Here is a 19,347-nt window from a genome sequence, read left to right on the forward strand (position 1 = left end):
GTCAGAGTCCCTTCACGAGGTGGCGGGCGTGGACGAGCAGTTTGAACGGCCGCTGGAACAGCGCCGCGGCGACGGCGTCGGCCTGATCCACCGGCGGGCCGATGCCCAGAGCGGTCAGCCGGCTGACGGGCAGCATCCCGGCCGGCTCTACCTGGAGGTCCGGCCAGGCGACGTCGTTCCAGGCGGCCGGGGCGGCCGTGGTGCGCCCCACGGTCTCGTCGAAGCCGAAGCGTGGCTCGGTCACCGGTTCCATCAGCCCGAAGAACCAGCCGTCACCGGCGGTCAGATCGTTGCTGACCAGTGGGAAGCCGAAGAACGACACGTCCGGGTCGAACTGTCCCGCGAACATCGGGACGCGCAGGTCGGCGGCGTTGCCGCTGGGCTGCTCGCCGCCGGCGAGCCGTACCGCCCGGACCGCGACGACCATGGTGTTCGGATAGCGGCGGATCAGGTCGCCGCGCAGCAGCAGGACCAGGTTGCTGCGCGCGTCGGAGGTCTGTGCCGGCAGGTCGTCGCGGTTGCCGCGCATGCGCCAGGTGGCGATCTCGAAGATGTCGGGGCCGCTGTCCGTGCGCTTCCAGAACTTCTGCCACGGTGTGCCGCGACCGTCCGTGGGATAGCCGCGCCACAGCAGCTCCTGGTTCGTCTCGTGGTTGAGCCCGGCCATGAACGCGGCGATGAACCGGGGGTTGGTCTCCAGCAGGGTGACGGACTCCGGCGGGACCTCGTCGACCCCGGGGCAGAAGCGGGTGCGATCGTAGGCGGCGAGGTAGGCGTACGCGGGCAGGTCCAGGCGAGGGTGGGCCATCACCCGGTCGAGGCTCGCCGGCAGCTGCCAGCCCGGGACGAGAGAGGCGTCGGCGGCCACGGCCGTCAAGCCGTGGCCGGCCATGCGGATCATGGAGTCCAGCCGGGCCGGATGGACGGTGAGGGGCGCGACGCGGTCCAGGATCGCCGCGCTCGCCGCCGGGAGGGCGAAGGGGACCAGGGCCGGTACGACGGGGTCCTGGCCGAGCGCGGTGCGTTCGACGAGAGCGGTGACGGCGGATTCGTAGCGTGCGAGGGAGGCGGTGTCCTTGACCAGCGGCGGCATCGTCATCGTGCCGGCGGTGCCCGCCGGCCCCGTGACGGGGGTCGTCGCGCCCGCGCCCACCGGTCCGGCGAGCACGTCTCCCACGCTCGCGCCCGGCCGCAGCTCGACCGGGGCGGGGGCCACGAGCCGGCCGGCCCGGTCCCTGGCCGGCGGCTTGAGGGTGCCGTGGGGGAGCCGGCCCACCATGTCCCCCACCTCGCGGGCGTCGCCGTGGAGCCGGTTGTCCAGGTACGCGACGGGGACGTCGCCGACGCCGGCCGGGGTCAGGGCGACGATCCCGTTGCCGCCGCTCAGGCCGAGCGGGCGTACGGCCCAGGACGACCCGGTCTCGATGAGGAATCCCACGTCCCCCGGGACTTGGGCAGCGGATGTCGTCACGGCATCGACGACGAGCGACGACGAGGAGGAGAGCACGTCGGTGACCGTGAGGTGCCCGCCGGGGCCGAGCGCGGCCGCCTTGGCCGCGAGCGTTTCGGCAGCCGCCTCACGCGCCGCCCGGAGGTGGGCGTCCGTCAGCAGACCGGTGGAGTACAGGTCGGCCCGCGGCCGCATCATCTCGTGTGCCGGCAGCACGGGCGATGTCCGCAGCTCCTGCGAGGCCTGAGCCAGGGTCGCCGCGGTCGCCTGGTCCAGGGTCAGCCCGACCCCGAGGGTGCCCAGCGCCACGGTGCCGTCCTCGGCGGCCGGAGGCATCCGGTCCTCAAGCCCGTCGACCGCGAGCACGGGGAACCGGGTCGGGTCCACATCCGCGCGTCCCTGGGCCAGCGTCGACACCAGTTGCTGACCGGCCCGGCGCGCGGCCACCGCGACCGCGGGCCGGGCGGCGCGGCGCCGCACTCCGGCCAGTACGCGCCCGGTGGCGGCCGTGTAGCGCCGCATCGCCGCGTCCGTGGTGCCGCTCGGCAACGAGGTCGGCCCGATCGCCGACGGCAGCGTCCTGCCGTCCAGCAGCGCGCGGTCGGCCAGCGGCGCGGTCAGCTGCAACAACCTGCCTTCGGGCAGCGGGTCGAGGTGCCGCAGCCGGAAGCGCAGGCCGGCCTCCAGACTGAGCCGTGCCCGCGACAGAGCGGCCTCGACCGCGAGGACGTCACCGACCTGCTGCCAGCACGCCTCCACCACGTCGTCCTGGTACGTGCGCATCACCTCGGCGCCCAGCCCGGCGGCGACCCGGCAGCGCGGGTCGGTGTTGAGCTCACGGAACCAGGTGGCGTCGGTGTCGCCGACCCGCGTGCGCCGGATGTGCGCACCTGCGTACACAGGCGGTCCCAGGGCGGAACCGCTCTCCGGAGCCTGCCCGTCGAGGGCGCCGTCGGCGGCGTCGGCGAGCACGCGCGTGACGTCGGCGAGGCCGGAGCGCACCGCGTGGGGGACCTCGCTGAGGGAGGGCTCCGGCACCGGGGGCGCTGCGGCTGACCGGGCGAGCGCCGGCGCCCGCAGCGCCCCGTCCATGTCGAGGAACCTCGCCGGGTCGCCGGTGGGAAGACGGACGAACGGGGAGGCGTCGCCGATGTGCATCGGCACGCGGCCGATGCGGGCACCCGCCTCGTAGGGTGCGAGCCGGCGCGCCAGTGCTTCGAAGTCGCCCTGGGGCCCGGTCTGGAACCGCCAGTGGTAATAGACCGGGAGCGTAATGGCGTCCGGCGAAGTCCAGGCCGGTTTCGCCTCGCTCGCCTGCGATTCGCCTCCCAGGCCGCGGGCGACGCCGGTGTCGAAGGCCGGCACCAGGCAGGCGATCCATCGCGTGTCCGGTTCGAGGCGGCGCGGGCACACCAGGCGCGAGACGTTGCGGTCGGGGTGGTCGGCCAGCGCCGCGCCGACGGCCTGCGGCGTCGTCCCGGCGTCGGAGTCGAGCAGTTGGGCATGTGCCCAGGCCCACGAGTCCGCGAGGTCGGGGAGCTCCCCGGCGGCTCCCGAATCGATCGTCAGGTGCGGCAGCGCCGCGCCGCCGGGCACGGTGAGCGCGACTCCCGGGCGGTCGCGCACCACGACCAGCACGAGCCACGGCCTCAGCCGTCCGGACGCGGGCACCCCGGTCGGGGTGAATGCCCAGGGCAGTTCCGGCTGGTCGAAGTCGACGGCCACGAGGTAGTTCGGCTCGACGTTGGTGGCGCTCGCGCGAGGGACGGTCCGCACGATGACGGTGGGGTCGAGTCCGATCACGTCACCGGGGCCGTACAGCGTCGTGCCGGTGGAGACGGTTCCCGCGCCGCCCACGACGACGTCGATGGCCACCTCGGGCCTGGCGGGGACCGGCGCCCCGTCGGCGGTCCCGGGGACGGCCGCGGCCAGGCCACGGCGCGACCAGGGCAGGAAGCGGTACACCGCGTCGCTCATCGCACGGCCTCGTACGCCTCGACCACGAGCCCGCCGCTCAGCGCCGCCGCCTCGGAGGCGATCGCCTCGGACGACGCCGGTCCGTTCGTCACCGTCACGGTCTCCCGCAGCGAGCCGGGGTCCACGACTGCCAGGGGCGGCTCGCTCAGGGCCGCCGCGCCGATGCCGGACCGCAGCGCGGTGGCCGTGGCGCGGGCCGAGCCGGCTGCCGCGCCGTACGCCGCGAGCGCCATCGCCATGTCGGCGGGCAGGGTCTCCCGGGACGCCGCGATCACCTTCCAGTACAGGTTGAGCACCGGCTCCGGCTCGATGATCTTCACCTCGTAGTCCGCGCGTACGGTCGTGCCGACGCCTTCCACGGCGTAGTCGGCCGACCCGATCCGTACGCCGCTGGTGAACGTTTCGAAGGAGCGGCCTTCGAGCTTCTGCTGCTCGGTCAGCTCCATGAACTGACCGCGTGCGAAGTGGTCGGTGACCGTCTCGTGGGTGGTGTCCTGCCGGCCGCTGACGGTGACAGTGTCGATGGTGAACTTCGGAGTGCCCTCGGTGAGGGACTTCGTGCCGATCCGGTCGATCCGCACGTCGAGCGGTACCGCCTTCTGGGCGAGGGTGACCTGCCCCTGCGGGTGGGCCGGAGTCGCTCCTGCGGGTGGCTGGGCGAGGGTGACCAGCCCGTTGCCGCCGATGGGGGGACCGGGCATCAGCCGGGACGGGGTGCCCAGCTCCTGCCGGACGATTGCCGCGGCGCTGGTGGTGGTGTTCTCGACGGCGGGGTCCGTGCCCCACTTCTCGTCGAATCCGATGTCGATGTCCCACCACAGGATCGAGAAGCTGAAGGAGCCCTTGGCCTGCCACTCGCCCGGGCCCTTCAGTGACATCCGGACGGTGACGGAGCAGAAGCTCTCGCCGAGCGCCTCCAACTGCACCTGGAACTCCAGCTGCACGAGGAAGTGGAACGTCGGCTCCAGGTACAGCAGGGCATCGAAGGAGAGATGGCCTTTGATCGCGGCCACGTCGATGTCGGCCGACACTTCGATCCTGGAGCCGGCCTGCACGGTGTTGCTGGTCACCGCGAAGTAGTTCTCACCGCGCATCTTGATCGGGCCCAGCCCGAACGAGACCGCCATGCGTTCGAGGTTCGCGGGCACGCCGCGCGGCACGTCCTTGAACGCCGGATGGAAGCCACCGGCCGAGAGGACGAACGACGGGTCGTCACCGAAGCGCGCGGCGAGCAGGAGCTCGCCGGTGAGGTTGAGCTTGACGAAGCCCTCGACGCCCACGAAGGAGTCCCGCAGCCGCGCCCTGATCAGAAGGAACTGCTCGGGGGCGTCGTAGAAGCCGACGACATCGACGAGCAGCTTGAGCACGGCCGGCACGCCGAGCTCCTTCGGCGGCAGCTGGACCAGCAGCTGACCGAGCAGGATCACCTTGGTGAGCTCGGCCGGCCTGTCGTCGCCCAGGGCGTTGCGGACCTCGAAGACCAGACCCATCCGGACGTAGACGATCGGCGGCTCGGAGAATGACATCTCCAGCATCGGACCGACCAGCAGGCTGTCGGACTCCACCGGGAAGAGCTGCTTGTACCGGTTGACGATCCGCTGGGCGTCGGCGACCGGATTCTCGGGGAACAGGACGTCATCCAGCGCCCCGGTCCTCATGCCCGCGCTGAGGGCGTCGAGATCGGCGCGGTGGTGCAGGCCGATCATGCCGCCGAGGCCCGTCAGGAAGATGCCGAACGCGATGTGCACCTTGAACTGGCAGAACAGGAAGATCAGCAGTGACCAGCCGTCCGAGCCGTCCGGCCGTCTGGTCGAGATCAGCGCGATCGCCTTGATGCTGAGGACGAAGACCTTCAGCTCCAGGGCCCCGGCGTATTCGCCCTTCTCCGCGTCGATGGCGAGGTAGCCGCCGCCCTTGACCGGCCCCAAGTCGAGCGCGAGCCCGATGCCCCTGGGCGGCAGGAACTTCACCAGCCCACCGATGTCGTCGGCGCCCTCGGCCACGGCGCCGAGGTCGAGAGCGGTGCCGATCTGGTCGACCGATGCCTGGAACGGCCCCAGCTTGAGGGAGAAGCCGCCGCGGATCTCGGCGGAGGGAACGCCGGCGAGTTTCAGCTCCAGAGCGACGAACTGCACCCTGAAGACGCCGAACAGCGAGGCGGCCACCGGCAGGTCGACCTTCAGCCCGCTGCCTCCGTCGAAGCGGATGCCGTGCGCGGTGTCGGCGAGCAGACCCAGCTCGAAAGGCACCTCGACGCTGTGACCGGGCAGTTTGGACAGGAAGCCGTCCCCGTCGCCGAGCGAGATGACGAGCTTGCCCTTGTGCAGGTGAGCCTTGAACCCGGCGCTCTGCGCGCCGAGCTCGAAAGCGTACGAGAAGTCTGCGATCTCCAGGCGAGTGGCGTCGCTGGTGCCGAGGACGAGCCGCGGCGCTGCCGCACCGGCCGGTGCCGAAGCCGGCGCCGTGGCTGTGGCGGTCTTGGGTTTCACACCGATCTCGAGGGACGGCGTCCCCGGACCGAAGGCCCGGAAGCCGGGATCGTCCTCGGAGAACCGGAAGAAGAACGAGAAGGCGCCCTGGGCACCGATGTCGGTGGTGTAAACGGCCGAGCCGCCCGCGTCGTGCTCGATGTGCACGTGCGCGCCCATGCTGATCAACAGGCCGGGACCGCCGTCGGCCCTGGAGACCGGGATGACCGTCAGCACGGGGTTGACGACATCGCCGGTCTTGAACACCACGCTGAGCGCGCGGGAGGCCGCGACCGAGGCGTCCGCGTCCGAGCCCGGCTCCGGATCCCAGCCGTACATCGCGTCGATCGTGCCGCCGACCGGGGCGCAGAGCCGGTCGAGCGCCACCACCAGCGCGCCGCTCAGGGCTGAGATCCTGTCGATCAGTGCGTTCGCGTCGGCGCCGGTCACCTCACCCTTGAGCAACCGTGTGGCCGGCGCCGGGTCGGCCTGCGGAAGCAACTCGTCGTCCCCGGCGATCAGACCGACGAGCGAGCACAGCGCGTAGGCACTCGGGTTGCGCACCCTCAGCGAGTCGGCGACCCACACCTTGAACAGCAGCCAGAAGACGTCCCACGCGTCGACGCCGTCCGACTTCACCGCATCGGCGAACGTGTGGATCGTGTCCACCAGCGTCTTGATCTGCGGCAGGGTGGCGAGGAGAGCGCTCGCGTCGACCTTCTCCTTGGCGAGGAAATCGTCGATCTTCTGCCGCACCGCCGGGTCAAGGGCCGGAGGGGTCGCGGGGTTGTCCGTGTTCAGCCCGAGGTCGTCCCGGATCTCCTGGGCGATGGCGGAGTCCGCGAAGGTCTCCCCGAGCCACGCGGCGAAGTCGGTGAAGAAGGCGGTGACCTTCTGGTACGCGTTGCGCATGCCCTGCTCGGCCATCAGCCGGACCTCAGCACGGGAGCGGCGGGAGCCGGTGACGGGGCGAACTGGACGCCGTGCTCGGTGAAACCCGCACCCGTCCGGTCATCCGCGCTGGACAGAAGCGTGTGCGCGACGCGGTAGTCCGAACCATCGGTGGCGAAGGACACCAGCCCGATGTTGTTGCGGAAGACCATGAGCCGCACCGGATCCTTGGGATCGCGGGTCACCTGCTGGTGTTTGCCCGCGATGTCGGCGTACGACGACAGTCGGTCACCGGCGTTCCAGCTCACGACCGGGACTTCGGGCGCTCCCGCGGGCAGCGCGGCCTTCGGCCGCTCGTCCCGGTTCACCTGCACGCGCCAGCGCCAGTCCGGCGGCTTGCCGACCGTGGTGCCGGCCGGCCAGCCGCGGGCCGGCAGGATCGAGGGCTTCCGGTGCAGCCGGGCCCGCCGTGCGGGCCGGATCGCGGCTCCCGGCGGAAGGACGACGCCGTGGTCACCCTCCCAGGCGATGCGCTCACACGGGACGCCTCGGAGCAACTGCTGCCCGGCGCGAAGCGTGCGCAACAGGCCGCGCATGTCCTCGTCCGGCTGGTTGCGCGCGGCGGACGAGGTGCACTGGACGATGCGCGAGCCGAGAGTCGTGTCGTCCGTACCCCAGAAGTCCAGGGTCAACGTGCCGGCGAAGTGCACGTCTCCCGACAGGACCACGACACGGCGATGGGTGCCGAGCCGCCGCAGCAGTTGCTCGTGGTGCTCCTCGTCGGCGCGCCAGCCCTCGATGTCCAGGCTTTCGCTGCCGGCCAGCCCCGTGACCTTGCCGGGCTCGGTCTTCTCCTCGCGGCCGGACATGTGCGCCTTGAGGTCGAAGACGAGCGCGCCGACCGGCTGCGCCACCGACTCGAACAGCCGGGGGAAGAGCACGGGCGCCGCCGAGACCACCACCAGCAGCTCCCACTGGCCGGTCCCCGGCGGCAGTTGGTCGTCCATGCTGAGGCCGAGCAGCCTCGCCGGTGTGTTTCCCGGAGCCCGGTACGTTCGCCGCGTTCGGGTGTCGAGAACGCGCACGGTGTACTGCGGCCCGGGCACCTCGTAGTCGAAACGCATCTTCGGGACGGTCACCGGCTCGTCGATGCCCAGGAGAGTGTCGATCCGGTCCAGGGTGGCCGAGGATTGCGCACCGATTCCGTCGGCGAAGTCGGCCAGCGCGTCCAGGAGTTTCTCGTCGGGATCCTTCTGGTCTTCGGTGACGCTGCCGTCGTGCCGGAACCGCGCCGGGTCGTTGCCCCAGCCCTGGAACACCGTGTAAGCCAGCAGGCCGTTCCGCACGACGGCCCGCCCGAAAGGCGCCGAGATCACGCGGTCGCGCCAGCGCTGGGAGATGTTCCAGTCGTCGGTGATCTCGTGGTCGTCGAAGATCATGTACGTCGGCACGTTGGCCAGTGCCCGGGCCACCTTCGGCACCGCATCGCGCCACGCCTCCACCCGGCGGGCCTCTTCGGTGACGGCGTCCAGCCGGGTGTGCCCGGCCTTGTCCGGACGGCTCTTCCACAAACTCGTGTCACCGTCGTAGACCGATTCCCAGTCGGTCACATGTGTGAGCGCGGCGTCGGAGGGAGGTGGCTGGAAGAGGTCGCCCGGTGCCTTCAGCGCCCGCCATGCCGAGGGGCTGAACGCCGCGCAGTACATGGCCGCGAACTCGCCGTACGTGAGGAGGTGGTTGTGGCCGTCGGTCGTGCTCAGCCGGCCCAGGGTGCGGACCGTGTCCTGCCGCCGCAGCGCCGGGAACCGCTCGTGGGTGGCGTCCAGGTTCGCCCCGCCCACCGGTAGTTGCTCGGTGCCGACCAGATCCTTGCCGAGCTCGGCGAGCATCGGCAGCAGCACGCCTCCGACGTCGTCGGCGTAGATCTGGTCGCCGGTGAGGAAGAGCTGCTGCGGGGCCTTGCCGAGGTCGGTCAGGCCCGCCTGGATCCTGTCGTCCAGCCACGCCAGGGCGTCCGGGCCGGGCCCGTTGGACTTGCGGCACGACGCGTGCGCGAGGCGGACGTCCTCGATACGGGATGCGGGCGTCACGAAGCTGGGCAGCATGCCGTCGGCGTAGCCGAGCGCGAGCGCCTTCGGCACACCGCTGCCGTCGGCGAGCAGACCGAGCGCCTTGAGCCCCTTCGACTGCCCGCCCGCGCTGACGACCACGTCGTAACAGTGCCTGGTCAGTGGCGGCAGCCCCACCACTTCGACGTCCACCACGGCCACGTGCAGACTGGCTCCGCATTTCCGGGTGTGCCGCTGCTGCGTGCCCACAGTCGCGCCCGCCGACGTGCCGTCCCCGGTCGATGTCTCCCTGCCCCGGAAGACGGTGACCGTGACGTCACCCGGCCGGCTCAGGGCGATCCACACACAGACATGACGGGCGTCGACCCGACGGAGGACCGGGCCGGCGAGGACGAGCGGCAGACTGCCCATACGCCCTCCACATCCGTCCCCGGTCCTCGGAAAACGCTCCCCGCCTTCGCCTGAGGCATAGCGAAGGGAGGTGGAAAGTCGCTCCTTCGGCCTATGGAGAGGCAGCTACTGCTTGTGTCTCTCAGGCGGTACGGGAGCGGCCGTGGCCTCGCGGTCGCGGTGGTGGGGAGCCGGGGAGTTCTGCTGGTCGTGGCCCGTGGTGCGGCCACCGGCTACTGCCGGGCTGGGACGGAGGACCCGCTTCGCCGGCTGCCTCGCAGAACAGCCTCGCCTCGCCCGTGCCGGCGCCTCGCCCGTGCCGGTGGCCGCGGCGCGACCCGGCTGTTCCCCGACCGGGATGCCCGAGGGTTCACGCGATCAGCAGGGCACGGTCCCAGCCCGTCGCCGGTGCCGTGTCCGTCGCGAAGGTGCGCAGGGCCAGGGCCGTGCCGGCCGCGCCGGTCAGAAAGCCGGCGCGGTCGGCGGCCCGGCCGTGCTGCGGGGGCCGGTGCCGCAGCCCGAACGGCTCGTCGGGCGCGGCCTCGCCGGTGACGCGCCGGGCGAGCCAGGGCAGGAGGTCGCGCAGGCGGGGATCCCCGGTGTCGTGGGCCATGCGCCAGGTGATCTGGAGGACGCCGCCCCAGCCGTGACACAGCCCCGGATCAGCCTGCTCCTCGCGGTCCTCCCGCCGCGCCCGGGCGAGCTCCGAGCGGAATCCGGCCAGGGCCGTGCTCCGCCACTCCGGTACGTCCAGGGCCCGGCCGGCGAGGTACAGCGCCCGGCAGACGCCCACCGCTCCGTAGCACCAGGCCGGGCGGTCCGGGGCGTCGTCGGTGGCCACGGCTGTGCCGCCCGCCGGGTGCAGGACGAGCGCCCTGGGCCAGCGGGTGCCCCGCTCGTCGCGGACACGGATGTCGGCCAGCCAGTCGGCGAGCGTGCGCATGGCCGCTTCCTGGCCGGGGACCACGACGCCCTGTTCCCAGGCCAGGGCGAACAGGGCGAGCGGCCCCGGCGCCCCGTGCGCGAGCCCGGCGTTGGCGTGCCCGGCCTCGGGCGTGGTGGGCGGATAGCCGGACCCGGGGCCCTGGGCGGTCCACCAGCCCGGCAGCGTGCGGCCGCCCTTCAGGCGTACGGGCACGGTCAGCGCCACCAGGGCGGCGAGCACATCGGCCAGCGCGTCCCGGCCCGGGGCGTCGTCGAGCAGCTGGGCGCCGAGGCCGGTGAGCCCGGACACGACGTCGTAGGCGGCCATGGACACGCACTCGCCGTCCCCGGGCCGGCGCCGCAGTTCCCGGGCGGCCGCGTCGCGGGCGTAGCGGCGGAGCTGGGCGCCGAGCCGTTCGGCGGCCCGTAGGGGACGGCCGACGGCCGCCGCCGCGCGCGACAGGACGAAGGAGAGCGCGGGCACGCCGTAGTAGAGGCTGGGCCTGGGGGCGGCGGAGGGCGCCGTCGCGGCGCGTGCCGTCGCCTCGGCCAGCCAGCGGTGAGCGGTGCGCAGCGCCTCGCCGTCGGTGTGTCCGCGTTCGAGGTGCAGCAGGGCGATGCCGGGCAGGCCCTCACTGAGGGTCAGGTCCTGCCAGGCGGGCCGGGAGACGGGGTGGTGCGCCGCGACCCGCCACGGGTCGGCGAGCCGCTCCGCGATGCCGGAGGCCAGGGCCTCGGCAGCGCCGCGGGCCGTCACGCCCCCGCCTTTACCCGGCCGAGGTGCGCCCGCAGGGCGGCGCGGGCCAGGGCCAGCGACTGCCGTTCGGCGGTGCGGTCGATGCCCGCGAGCCGATTGTGGTGCATGTGCAGCAGGGAGGCCAGCGCGCGCCGTTCCTCCCCGCCCCACCGCTCCGCCGGGGGCAGGTCGCGCAGCCGCTGCCCGTACGCGGCCACGGCGGTGGCGCGGCGGTCCCAGATCCGCAGTAGTTCGGCTCCGCCGGGGTGGCGGTCCAGGGCCTGCCAGCGGCCGTCGGCGTCGAGGAGGCGGCGGGCTGGCTCCCGCAGGGCGGTGGGCGCGTCGTCGTGGCCGCGCGCGTCGTCGTCCAGGAGGCGGAGCGCGCCGTCGGGGCGGCCGAGGAACCGGTGGTGGAGGTCGATGTAGTTCGCGGCCGCCAGGAGCCGGGCGTCGAGGGAGAGGGTGCCCGCGCGCAGCAGGGCGAGCTGCTCCAGGCAGGCCCTGCTGTCGGCGTCGAAGGCCGCTTCGGCCGCCGCCATGGCCGACGGGCCGCCGTAGCGCTCGAGTTCGGGGTCGTACGTGTCCAGGGCGAGCCGCCCGCACAGCCCCTGGTCCGTGAGGCGCGCCGCCCACTCTCCCAGGCGCGGCAGCAGCCGTCCGCCGAGGTCGGCGGGCTCTCCGTGGAAACGCAGGCGCAGATGGGGGTCGGGGTCGGCGTAGCGCAGGTAGAACCAGCGGGTGCCGGATCCGCCCAGCAGGCCGGGCAGATGGGAGGTCAGGATTTCGTCGTGGCGCTCCGGCGAGCAGAAGAGCTTGGCGTACAGCCAGCGGGAGCCGGGGTGGTGGGCGGTGGCGGCCCGGCGGCGCGGCGGGGCCGCGAGCGGCTCCCGGGCCGTATCGGGAGCGGCCGTGCGGACCATGGGGAAGGCGATCTCGGTGCGGTGCCCGGCGGACCAGCCGCTGCCGTACTCCTCGCCCTCCGGCGCCTCCCGCAGGTGAGCCGTGGGCCGGCGCCGCCACTCGTGCCGGAGCAGTTCCAGGTGCGCGTCGGAGGTCAGGTCAAGGGTGAGGCACTGGTCGCCGTGGACCGCCGTGACCCGGTCGGGCACGTCCGCGCGCTCGCGCCAGGCGGTGAACAGCCGCCGCCACTCGGCCGGGCCGGTGGCCGGGTCGCCGGCGGCCGCGGGCAGGTCCGGGTCGGCCGGGTACCAGCGGGCCGGGGACAGAACGGAGCGGCCGGAGCGCACGCGGGGCAGATACGGCAGGGCGGCCGCCGCGCCCCAGTCCCAGGCGGGCAGCGCCGACTCCCCGGAGCGGGGCAGCTCGGCCAGGAAGCGGGCCGTCCCGGGGACGTTGCCGCGCAGGCTGAGCATGCTCGGCATGGTGGGGACGACCTCCACGCCCAGCGCGGCCGAGACCAGGGCGAGCCGGTCCGTCGTCGCCACCACGGCCAGGTCCTCCAGGCCCAGGGCGTACCGCGACGCCCGGTCGGTGAAGGCCGCCACCGTGATGGCGTGGTCCGTCCAGCGGGGGACGCGGCCCACATTGGCGGCCCGGCCGCTGAGAGTGCGGAAGGCCAACTGGGCGCGGACGGCGCCCGGGTCGCGCGTGGGGACGGAGCGCAGCACCTCCCCGAAGCGCCGGGCCTCCTCGCCCAGGGCGGGCGCGAAGCGCCCGGCGACGGCGCCCGCGACGGCCGAGACGGCGCCGACCAACAGCCGGAACCGGCCCTCGGCCATGGCCTCCAGAGACGCCGCGCGAACCTCGGCCACCAGGTCGAAGGACGCCGGCGGCGCGAACCGCGTCCCTTCGGCGGCGCCCCGGTCGCCCCGCGACGGGCGGCCGGCCCCGGTCAGGCGGGCCACGCGCGCGTCGTCCAGGACGAGCTCGCGTTCCCCGGCCGCGGCCGCCTCCTGCGCCCAGGCCAGCAGCAGCCGGTCACGGTCGTCGAGGCACTCCGCGCCGGGCAGGGCCCGGGACGCCGCCGGTGCGCGGTACTCCTCGGGGACACCCAGACCTCGCTCGGCGTCGAGCAGTTCGCTCAGAGTGACGGCGCGCCCCGTTCCGTAGCGCTCCAGGAACCGGACGTGGTACGCGCGCAGATGCCGTGGCCCGGGCCGCGCGGCGGCCAGGGTCGCCAGGACACCGGCGGTGCGTTCCGCCTCGGCCCGTACGGCCTCGGGCAGCCGGGCCGTGACGTCCAGCCGGAGATCGGTCTGCACCAGCCGCTCGGCCGGGTGCGCCCGGCGCATGCGCGCCTCGGCCGCGGCGAGGGCGGCCCGGCCCCGGCCCGGGGCCCGGCTCGCGTAATCAGCCAGCTCGCGCTCGACGAGCGCCAGGTTCCGCAGGACGTCCCGGCTCCGTACGGAGAGGCCCTCTCCGGCACGCGCCGCCAGGCCGAGGACATGGGCCAACGGGTCGCTGTCGTCCATGGGCGGGTGCAGCTCTGTGAGCAGCACCCCGCGCCGTACCAGTTCGGTGAGCATCGCCCGGACGGTGTCCCCGGCCACGGCCGGGAAGTCCTCCTTCATCCGCCGGACGAGCTCGGGCCAGGGCACTGGGGTACGGGCGAGCTCCAGCGCCCGCCGCACGGCCGCCGTGCGGCGCACGGTGATCTCCTGTACCGCCGGCCGCCGGAGGGGGGCGTCCTCCGGTACGGGGACGAAGCCCAGCACCAGCCGGTCGCCGCGCACCGTGCACAGGTCGTTGACCGTCACCCGCAGGGCCGCCAGGACGCCCGGGTCCTCCTCCAGGCGGCTGACGACAGAGGTGAGCCAGCCCATGTCGGCCCGTACGGCCTTGGTGTGTTGTTCGCCCCAGCGGAATTGCGGGCGCCGGGCGAAGCCCGCGGTCGCCACGCCGGCCATGAGGCCGAAGGGGGTGGCCCGCTCGCTCATCCGCAGCGCGTAGCGCGCCAGGGCTCGCTCGGCGCGGCGCTCCTCCTTGGCCGTCAGGGGCGCGCCGGCCGCCGCCCTGTCCAGCACGGCGGACAGCGACGGGCTGGCGAGAGCGACGGCTTCGCGCAGCAGCCCGTCCGCGGCGGCCCGTGGCAGGGACGGTGTTCCCGCCGGGGCCGGGGCCGGGGCCGGGTCCGGATCCGTGTCCGGGTCCGTGTCCACCGGACGTATCGCCGCTCTCAGGAGCACCACGTCGGCACAGGCGTAGCCGCCGTTCGTCTCGTTCGCCGACCTCATTACCGACACCTTTGCTCCGCTCCCGCTGGTCACCGTTTGCGCACGTGAGTGCCGTACGGGCGGGGGAGGGCCCCGCCCGTACGGCGTCCACCGGGGCGGGTCAGCAGATGCAGCCCGTGCCCGTGTGGCACTCGTTGCTGGTGACCAGGGCTGCCCCCGCCTCGCCGGGCACGCCCTCGATGGCCGGCGCCGCGATCTCTTCCACGTCCAGGTCGAACAGGTCGTCCATGGCGGTTTCCTCTCTCACATTCCTCTGCACCGCGCCCTGGTGGAGCGGTGGGAGACCATGCTGGGCGGGGCCGTTCAACAAGCGGTCAACGAATGTCCGAGGGAGGCCAGCCCGATCCGCTCCAGCGAGTTCGTGGATTGCTGACTGTGGTGCGTCGGCGCGGGTGCCAAGCGCAAGCTGGTCTTCTCGACCGCATGCCGGCAGTCCTCGTCCATCTGCCGCCCGGCGCCACACACGACGTGATGGCCTGCTGGTCCGGCGTGGATCGCTCGACCATTACACGGGGCACCAGTGCTGTGCGGCCGGCTGCCGGTTGAAGCGGCCCCGGGACGGCGAGCCTCGACGACGACGCGATCCGGACCGTCCACATGTTCGCGACGAACCGCTTCATCGTGTAGTTACTGGGTCGCCTCGACACAGCCGCCCTCGGTTTTCTGCTGATCGGCGACTTGGCTGGACAGCAGGCGCAGTGCGTCGGCCGAGGCGGTGTCGTTGGGTGTGTAGACCTCCAGCCGGTGGTCGGGGCTTTCGGGCTGGAGCCACACTTGATAGTCGATGTCGATGTCGCCGACGGTCGGGTGCTGCAGGTGCATGGTGCCGACGGTGCAGTCGGTGCTGGGCTCCCCGCCCCGCGGGGGTCGTACCTGGTACACGAGTTAGCTGAGTACGCCGGCCCCGCATGGGGGGACTCCAGTGCGAACGCGCGCTATGGGTGCGTGACTGTGGAGACCGGTGTGCGCGTGGTGCGGGCGATGCAGCGCACTGAGCCTTGGCCAACTTGCAGTCGCTCTGGTCAGAGGGCTGGTGTGTCGGTCTATCGGGAGGGGGCCGAGCTCTTGGCGTGCATAGGGAAGGTGGGCGCCCCGCGCGTGTTGTGCGGGGCCTGGTGCTGTCTACGCGTCGGCGCCCCTTGCGTGCTCCGGGTGGATGGGGTCCGGTCCTTTCCCGCTCACCGTATGACACCAGAGAATGTGTTTGTGCCCGGAGCCCTGAGGTTGTCTCAGACCTTGGGTGTTTGTCGTGCTCGTAAGGAGGACTGGAGTGCAGGCCTTCGGGAGGGGGAGTGGTATGGAAGGTAACGGTAGGGGCAGAGGAGACCGGCTATTTCGGTGGGTTCGGTGGCTCGGGGTTTTCCGTGTGGTCGTCATGACGGCGTGGGACTGGTCAGGTTGCGTGTGGGGCGGCGGGACTGGGATGGGGAGGTCCGGGCTGCTGACGCGGTAATGGTGGACACTATGGCCTGACGGGTCAAGAAGGGCGGTGGCGCGGTCTCTCCCACGCTCGTCGTGGGAGAGGACCCGTAGGCGTTCTGGGGCCTGTGGCGGCTGGACCTTCTCAGTGTTCACTCTGGTCCCCGCGGCGCAGGGATGAACCAACATTGTCTGGTGTCATATCAGTGCTCCCCGCGCCCGCGGGGATGGCCCCTTCAGAAAATGGGAATGCTCAGGTCCTCAGTCCCGTGACTGGCGTGGTGGTCAGCAGTTGCCCGGCCTTGCACATCGGGTCGATTGTCTCATTCTGGAGGTGCTGATCGCGGCGGATAAGGGTGCTGCTTCGTCCGGATCCGGTCGGTAGTCCGCCTGGGGCCTTCGGTATTCCGGGATTGCGGGACGCGTTGATGTTCGCTGTTGTCAGCGACCTGGTGCCTGCTTGCTGGCTTATTGTGCTGGATGGTGGGGTATTGAGGCTGGCGCTGCGGGAGTATCAGCAGCCCGGGTTCTGGGAGGGCTTCTTCAGTAGATGGCCGGGCCGCTGTCGCCGAGTATGACCGTTGCAAGGACGTGACCGCCCCGGTCGAACAGTCTTAACGCCTACGGCAGTCCCGATTATGCAAGGCTCGATCCGGGTGAGTGTCCGCCTTGGCGGCGCTTCTCCTCGGTTGGCGTAGGGGTGGATATTAGCGGTAGATGATGATTACGCTGCGGATGGCGCCGAGCGGCGCATGCGGATGCAGGCTGTATTTTCGCGAGCCCAGGTGCTGGCGTCTTAGAGGTCTTGTTCTTTCCGGCGGACATCTGATCTCCTTGTGTGGTGTGACAAACAGTCACTCATTTGAGCCCGTCAGTGTAGGGTGGGCGGATGTTAGCTGATCTGGGAGACCGGTCGAAGCTCAAGCCCTTCGACGAGTGGCGGGACATCTATGAAGTTCTTGAAAATGTGCGCCAGCGGCCCGGGATGTGGGTTCGCAACGGGTCACTGCGAGAGCTGAGCATCCTGCTGTGGGGCTATCACCTCGCGCTGCGAGTCCACGGCGTCAATGAGCGTTTCGATTTTGATCCAGCCACTGGCCCGTTCGCGCAGTGGCTGGGCCGGACGCGTGGTTGGTCGATGTCCTGCGGTTGGGCCACGGTCATTGAGGAGAACGCTGGTGAGATTCCGCCGCTGGAAGTGTTCTTTGAGCTGCTCGACGAGTGGCGGGCGAGCGTCGTGGCCGAGCAGCCAGCAGTGGCGGAAGCCGGCTCCTGACGCTTCCTCGTGTTGCATCATGAGGTGAGTGGGGCGATGCCTTTGCCGGGTGGTTGCCTGGGTGAGGTGGAGGCTGGTGTCTTCGGCCAGGTCGATGTGCGCGTGATGCAGAAGTTGGTCGACTGCGGCCGTGGCGAGTGTCTTGGGTATGATCGTGTGGAATCCTGACGGGTGATGGTTCGAGGTCACGATGACGGAATGGCGTTCGTGGGCGCCTGTCAATCACGCGGTAGAAGGCTTCGGCGATGGCCTGCCCGGACGGCAGCATGCCGATTTCGTCCAGGATGATCAGACTGGCCGGGTGATTTTTGCGCTCGTCTTCGCGACGGAGTTGTCCATGGTGGCCCGGTCGGCGTGGGGCCATGAGCGACTTGCATACCATGGTCGATGGCCTTGTAGGCAAGTCGTTTCGGGAGAGTGAGTAAAAACCGGCCTGGGCTCTGCTAAAAGCCCTGGTCGTCGAGCCTGCTCCCCGCGCCTGCGGGGATGGTCCCGATGAGACCGGGAGGGGCCCTGCTCCCGGGATGTACTGGCCCGGGCCTGTGGCGAAGATGGTGCGCAGCGGGCCGCTGGTGCCGGCCGGCTGGGGGTGCAGCGTGGGGGTTTGGCGGCAGTCCGCGGGCCGGCTGTTGTCCGGCTTCGGTGGCTGTGGCGGAGTGTCCACAGGTACATGCGCCCGCCAGCGACCAGCCGGCGCAGCTTCTTCGGATGGCGGGACACGAAACCGGGCGTACGCCTGATCGAGTCGGGGGCCTGCGGGCTCGGATGACAGCCCCCGGGCAGGCTGTGAGCTGTGAGGCTCACACCCTGTCTGCCCAGGTAGACAGGGTGATCTGTGAGTCTGTGAGCTGTGAGCAGCCCCAGGCATCACTGCTTCGGCTCTGGCGTGGTCCGGCTCTCCGGTGCCGGCCGGGGCGGGATCAGATCGGGTAGCGCAAGGCCGGAGAGGCTGCTGCCGGCAGGCAGGGTGACGGACTCCTCGGCGGGGACTGTCCGGTGCGCCCGCTGCACGACGCTCCGGCGCTCTCATCGAGCACCGGGCGGTGCGCGCCGGGGCAGGTCTGGGCACACCGCCACGGCGTCCAGCAAGCTGCTCTGGAAGCACCTCGCCTCCCGCCTTGCCCGCGTCCTCCGTCGCGGTGCGCGTGGCGGCGCTGGGGATGCCGGCGGGTATGCGCTCACGCTCGCCGGTCACTTGCAACGCCAGTGTGCCTGGGTGCCGGACTGCCGCTCGATCCGCTGGATGGTGTCGGTCCGTACCAGGGAACTTCCTGCTCGTGCCCACGCATCGCTGACTCTGTCGGTGATCTTGATATCTAGGGTTGCTGGGAGGCGTGAGGCATGTTGCCTGAGCGGGTACTTGCCTCACGGATATCTGGGGGTTGTTGAGGGACGTCAGCGGCGGGCGTGCTCGGCGGCCTGAGCTACGTCTGCGGCGAGGTCTGAGTTCTCCCGGTTCGACTGCGCGCACGAGATCTCCCAGTCGGCTTGGGTCCGCTGGAGCTCCTGGTGCAGGCGTTCGGCCGACACCTCGAAGATGCCTTCATGTCCGGGCTTGCCGTACTCGCGCGGTCCGTACAGCGGTGGCTGCCAGGCGCCGTCGACCCTCGCGCCCGGCTCGACCACGGGTCTGGTGAAGAATGGGGTGTTGATCCGCCATCCCCAGCCCTCCTGGTTGGGGTTCGGCTCCCAGGCGTCCCGGGGGCCGGCCATCTTGCCCGGGGCGTGGCCGCGGGTCTCCCACTCCCGGTAGGTCTCCAGGTGCCAGCCGAGCTCGGCCGCGACCGTCGTGCGGCTCTTGCCGATCTGCACCCGCAGGTGGACGATCCGCTCGCCCCCGCCCGGGAGGGCACACAGGTTGAGCGGATCGTCCAGGCCGACCGCCCGGGCGCCAGCCCCGTCTCCGCCATCAGGTCCTCGTTGTCCCTTGCGGGCCACCACTCAATAATTGATCATGGTCCAGGCATGCCCGGACAACAGAGCTGATGAGGGGACATTCATGGCCACGGACGACGCAATATCCTGGGACCACACCACCGAGGACGTACTGAACGAGATCACCAGCAACCTCCAGAGGATCTGATCGGCCAACGTGGAGTCCTGGATCGGCACGGGGGCCAACGAGCCGCTCACGGCCTCTGAGGTCGTCACGATCGTCGGTGCCGACACCCTTGCTGAGGTCGCTCAGCAGACCGGGACCGACAGCGGAGCACTCGCGGACTACGTTGCCGAGCGGCTGCCGGTGCTGATCGACCAGATCTCCCCGGACGGACAGATCACCAGCGACCCTGAAGTGCTTGACCAGGCCCTCACCAACTTCAAGAGCGAGGCGCCGTTCACGGCGCGCACCATCAAGGCCGAGATGGCCCCGGTCCGCTCCACTGAGTTCATCATTCTTCAGTTCATGCAGAACGTGGCCGCCGCCTCCTAAAGATCTTCTCGTAACCGTGTTGGTTGGTCTGCGTTGGTCTGGTCGTGCAGGTGGTCTCCGCTCAGCGTCGTGAGTTCGTCGAGGTGTTCACCGGGCTTCGCCCACGGCAGTTCCAGCGGCTG

9 protein-coding genes and 1 pseudogene are annotated in these 19,347 nt (G+C 71.4%); 2 read left to right on the plus strand and 8 right to left on the minus strand.

Features of this window, described 5'->3' with window-relative positions; all coding sequences use genetic code 11:
- Position 1: 1 nt before the first annotated feature.
- The 7 genes and pseudogenes from D7231_RS33630 to D7231_RS33660 all read right to left on the minus strand — a co-directional run.
- The gene (locus D7231_RS33630; protein WP_147449847.1) at positions 2 to 3,427 is read right to left on the minus strand and encodes a hypothetical protein; all 3,426 of its coding nucleotides are present in this window, start codon (positions 3,425 to 3,427) and stop codon (positions 2 to 4) included.
- The gene (locus D7231_RS36695; protein ID WP_158673873.1) at positions 3,424 to 6,822 is read right to left on the minus strand and encodes a DUF6603 domain-containing protein; all 3,399 of its coding nucleotides are present in this window, start codon (positions 6,820 to 6,822) and stop codon (positions 3,424 to 3,426) included. Before D7231_RS36695 ends, D7231_RS33630 begins: the two co-directional genes overlap by 4 nt.
- Positions 6,822 to 9,266, minus strand: a complete 2,445-nt coding sequence (locus D7231_RS33640) for a metallophosphoesterase family protein (protein ID WP_120759991.1) — start codon at positions 9,264 to 9,266, stop codon at positions 6,822 to 6,824. The genes D7231_RS36695 and D7231_RS33640 overlap by 1 nt, the downstream gene beginning before the upstream one ends.
- Before the next feature lie 349 nt (positions 9,267 to 9,615).
- Positions 9,616 to 10,926: a lanthionine synthetase C family protein gene (locus D7231_RS33645; RefSeq protein ID WP_158673874.1), complete on the minus strand. Its 1,311-nt coding sequence runs from the start codon at positions 10,924 to 10,926 to the stop codon at positions 9,616 to 9,618.
- Complete coding sequence (locus tag D7231_RS33650) at positions 10,923 to 14,099, minus strand: lantibiotic dehydratase (protein WP_120759996.1); 3,177 nt, start codon at positions 14,097 to 14,099, stop codon at positions 10,923 to 10,925. Before D7231_RS33650 ends, D7231_RS33645 begins: the two co-directional genes overlap by 4 nt.
- Before the next feature lie 100 nt (positions 14,100 to 14,199).
- Positions 14,200 to 14,328, minus strand: a complete 129-nt coding sequence (locus tag D7231_RS38220; protein WP_267470829.1) for a hypothetical protein — start codon at positions 14,326 to 14,328, stop codon at positions 14,200 to 14,202.
- Between the two features lie 398 nt (positions 14,329 to 14,726).
- Positions 14,727 to 14,939, minus strand: a pseudogene (locus D7231_RS33660) (MmyB family transcriptional regulator); the annotation flags it as partial.
- A gap of 1,468 nt (positions 14,940 to 16,407) precedes the next feature.
- Here D7231_RS33660 and D7231_RS33665 point away from each other — a divergent pair.
- Positions 16,408 to 16,794: a hypothetical protein gene (locus D7231_RS33665; protein ID WP_242000058.1), complete on the plus strand. Its 387-nt coding sequence runs from the start codon at positions 16,408 to 16,410 to the stop codon at positions 16,792 to 16,794.
- 1,395 nt (positions 16,795 to 18,189) lie between these two features.
- Here D7231_RS33665 and D7231_RS33675 read toward each other — a convergent pair.
- Entirely contained in the window at positions 18,190 to 18,732 is a 543-nt protein-coding gene (locus tag D7231_RS33675; RefSeq protein WP_147449848.1) for a helix-turn-helix domain-containing protein, read from the minus strand.
- Positions 18,733 to 18,886: 154 nt separating this feature from the next.
- Here D7231_RS33675 and D7231_RS33680 point away from each other — a divergent pair, with 154 nt between their 5' ends.
- The gene (locus D7231_RS33680; protein ID WP_120760000.1) at positions 18,887 to 19,225 is read left to right on the plus strand and encodes a YidB family protein; all 339 of its coding nucleotides are present in this window, start codon (positions 18,887 to 18,889) and stop codon (positions 19,223 to 19,225) included.
- Positions 19,226 to 19,347 lie beyond the last annotated feature (122 nt).

Origin of the sequence: Streptomyces klenkii (assembly GCF_003626645.1) — a bacterium.
Taxonomy (GTDB): domain Bacteria; phylum Actinomycetota; class Actinomycetes; order Streptomycetales; family Streptomycetaceae; genus Streptomyces; species Streptomyces klenkii.

Bases quoted from the DNA above. Each gene is read 5' to 3' on its own strand.
- D7231_RS33630 (WP_147449847.1), bottom strand. From the start codon at position 3,427: ATGAGCGACGCGGTGTACCGCTTCCTGCCCTGGTCGCGCCGTGGCCTG.
- D7231_RS36695 (WP_158673873.1), bottom strand. From the start codon at position 6,822: ATGGCCGAGCAGGGCATGCGCAACGCGTACCAGAAGGTCACCGCCTTC.
- D7231_RS33640 (WP_120759991.1), bottom strand. From the start codon at position 9,266: ATGGGCAGTCTGCCGCTCGTCCTCGCCGGCCCGGTCCTCCGTCGGGTC.
- D7231_RS33650 (WP_120759996.1), bottom strand. From the start codon at position 14,099: ATGAGGTCGGCGAACGAGACGAACGGCGGCTACGCCTGTGCCGACGTG.
- D7231_RS38220 (WP_267470829.1), bottom strand. From the start codon at position 14,328: ATGGACGACCTGTTCGACCTGGACGTGGAAGAGATCGCGGCGCCGGCC.
- D7231_RS33665 (WP_242000058.1), top strand. From the start codon at position 16,408: ATGTTAGCTGATCTGGGAGACCGGTCGAAGCTCAAGCCCTTCGACGAG.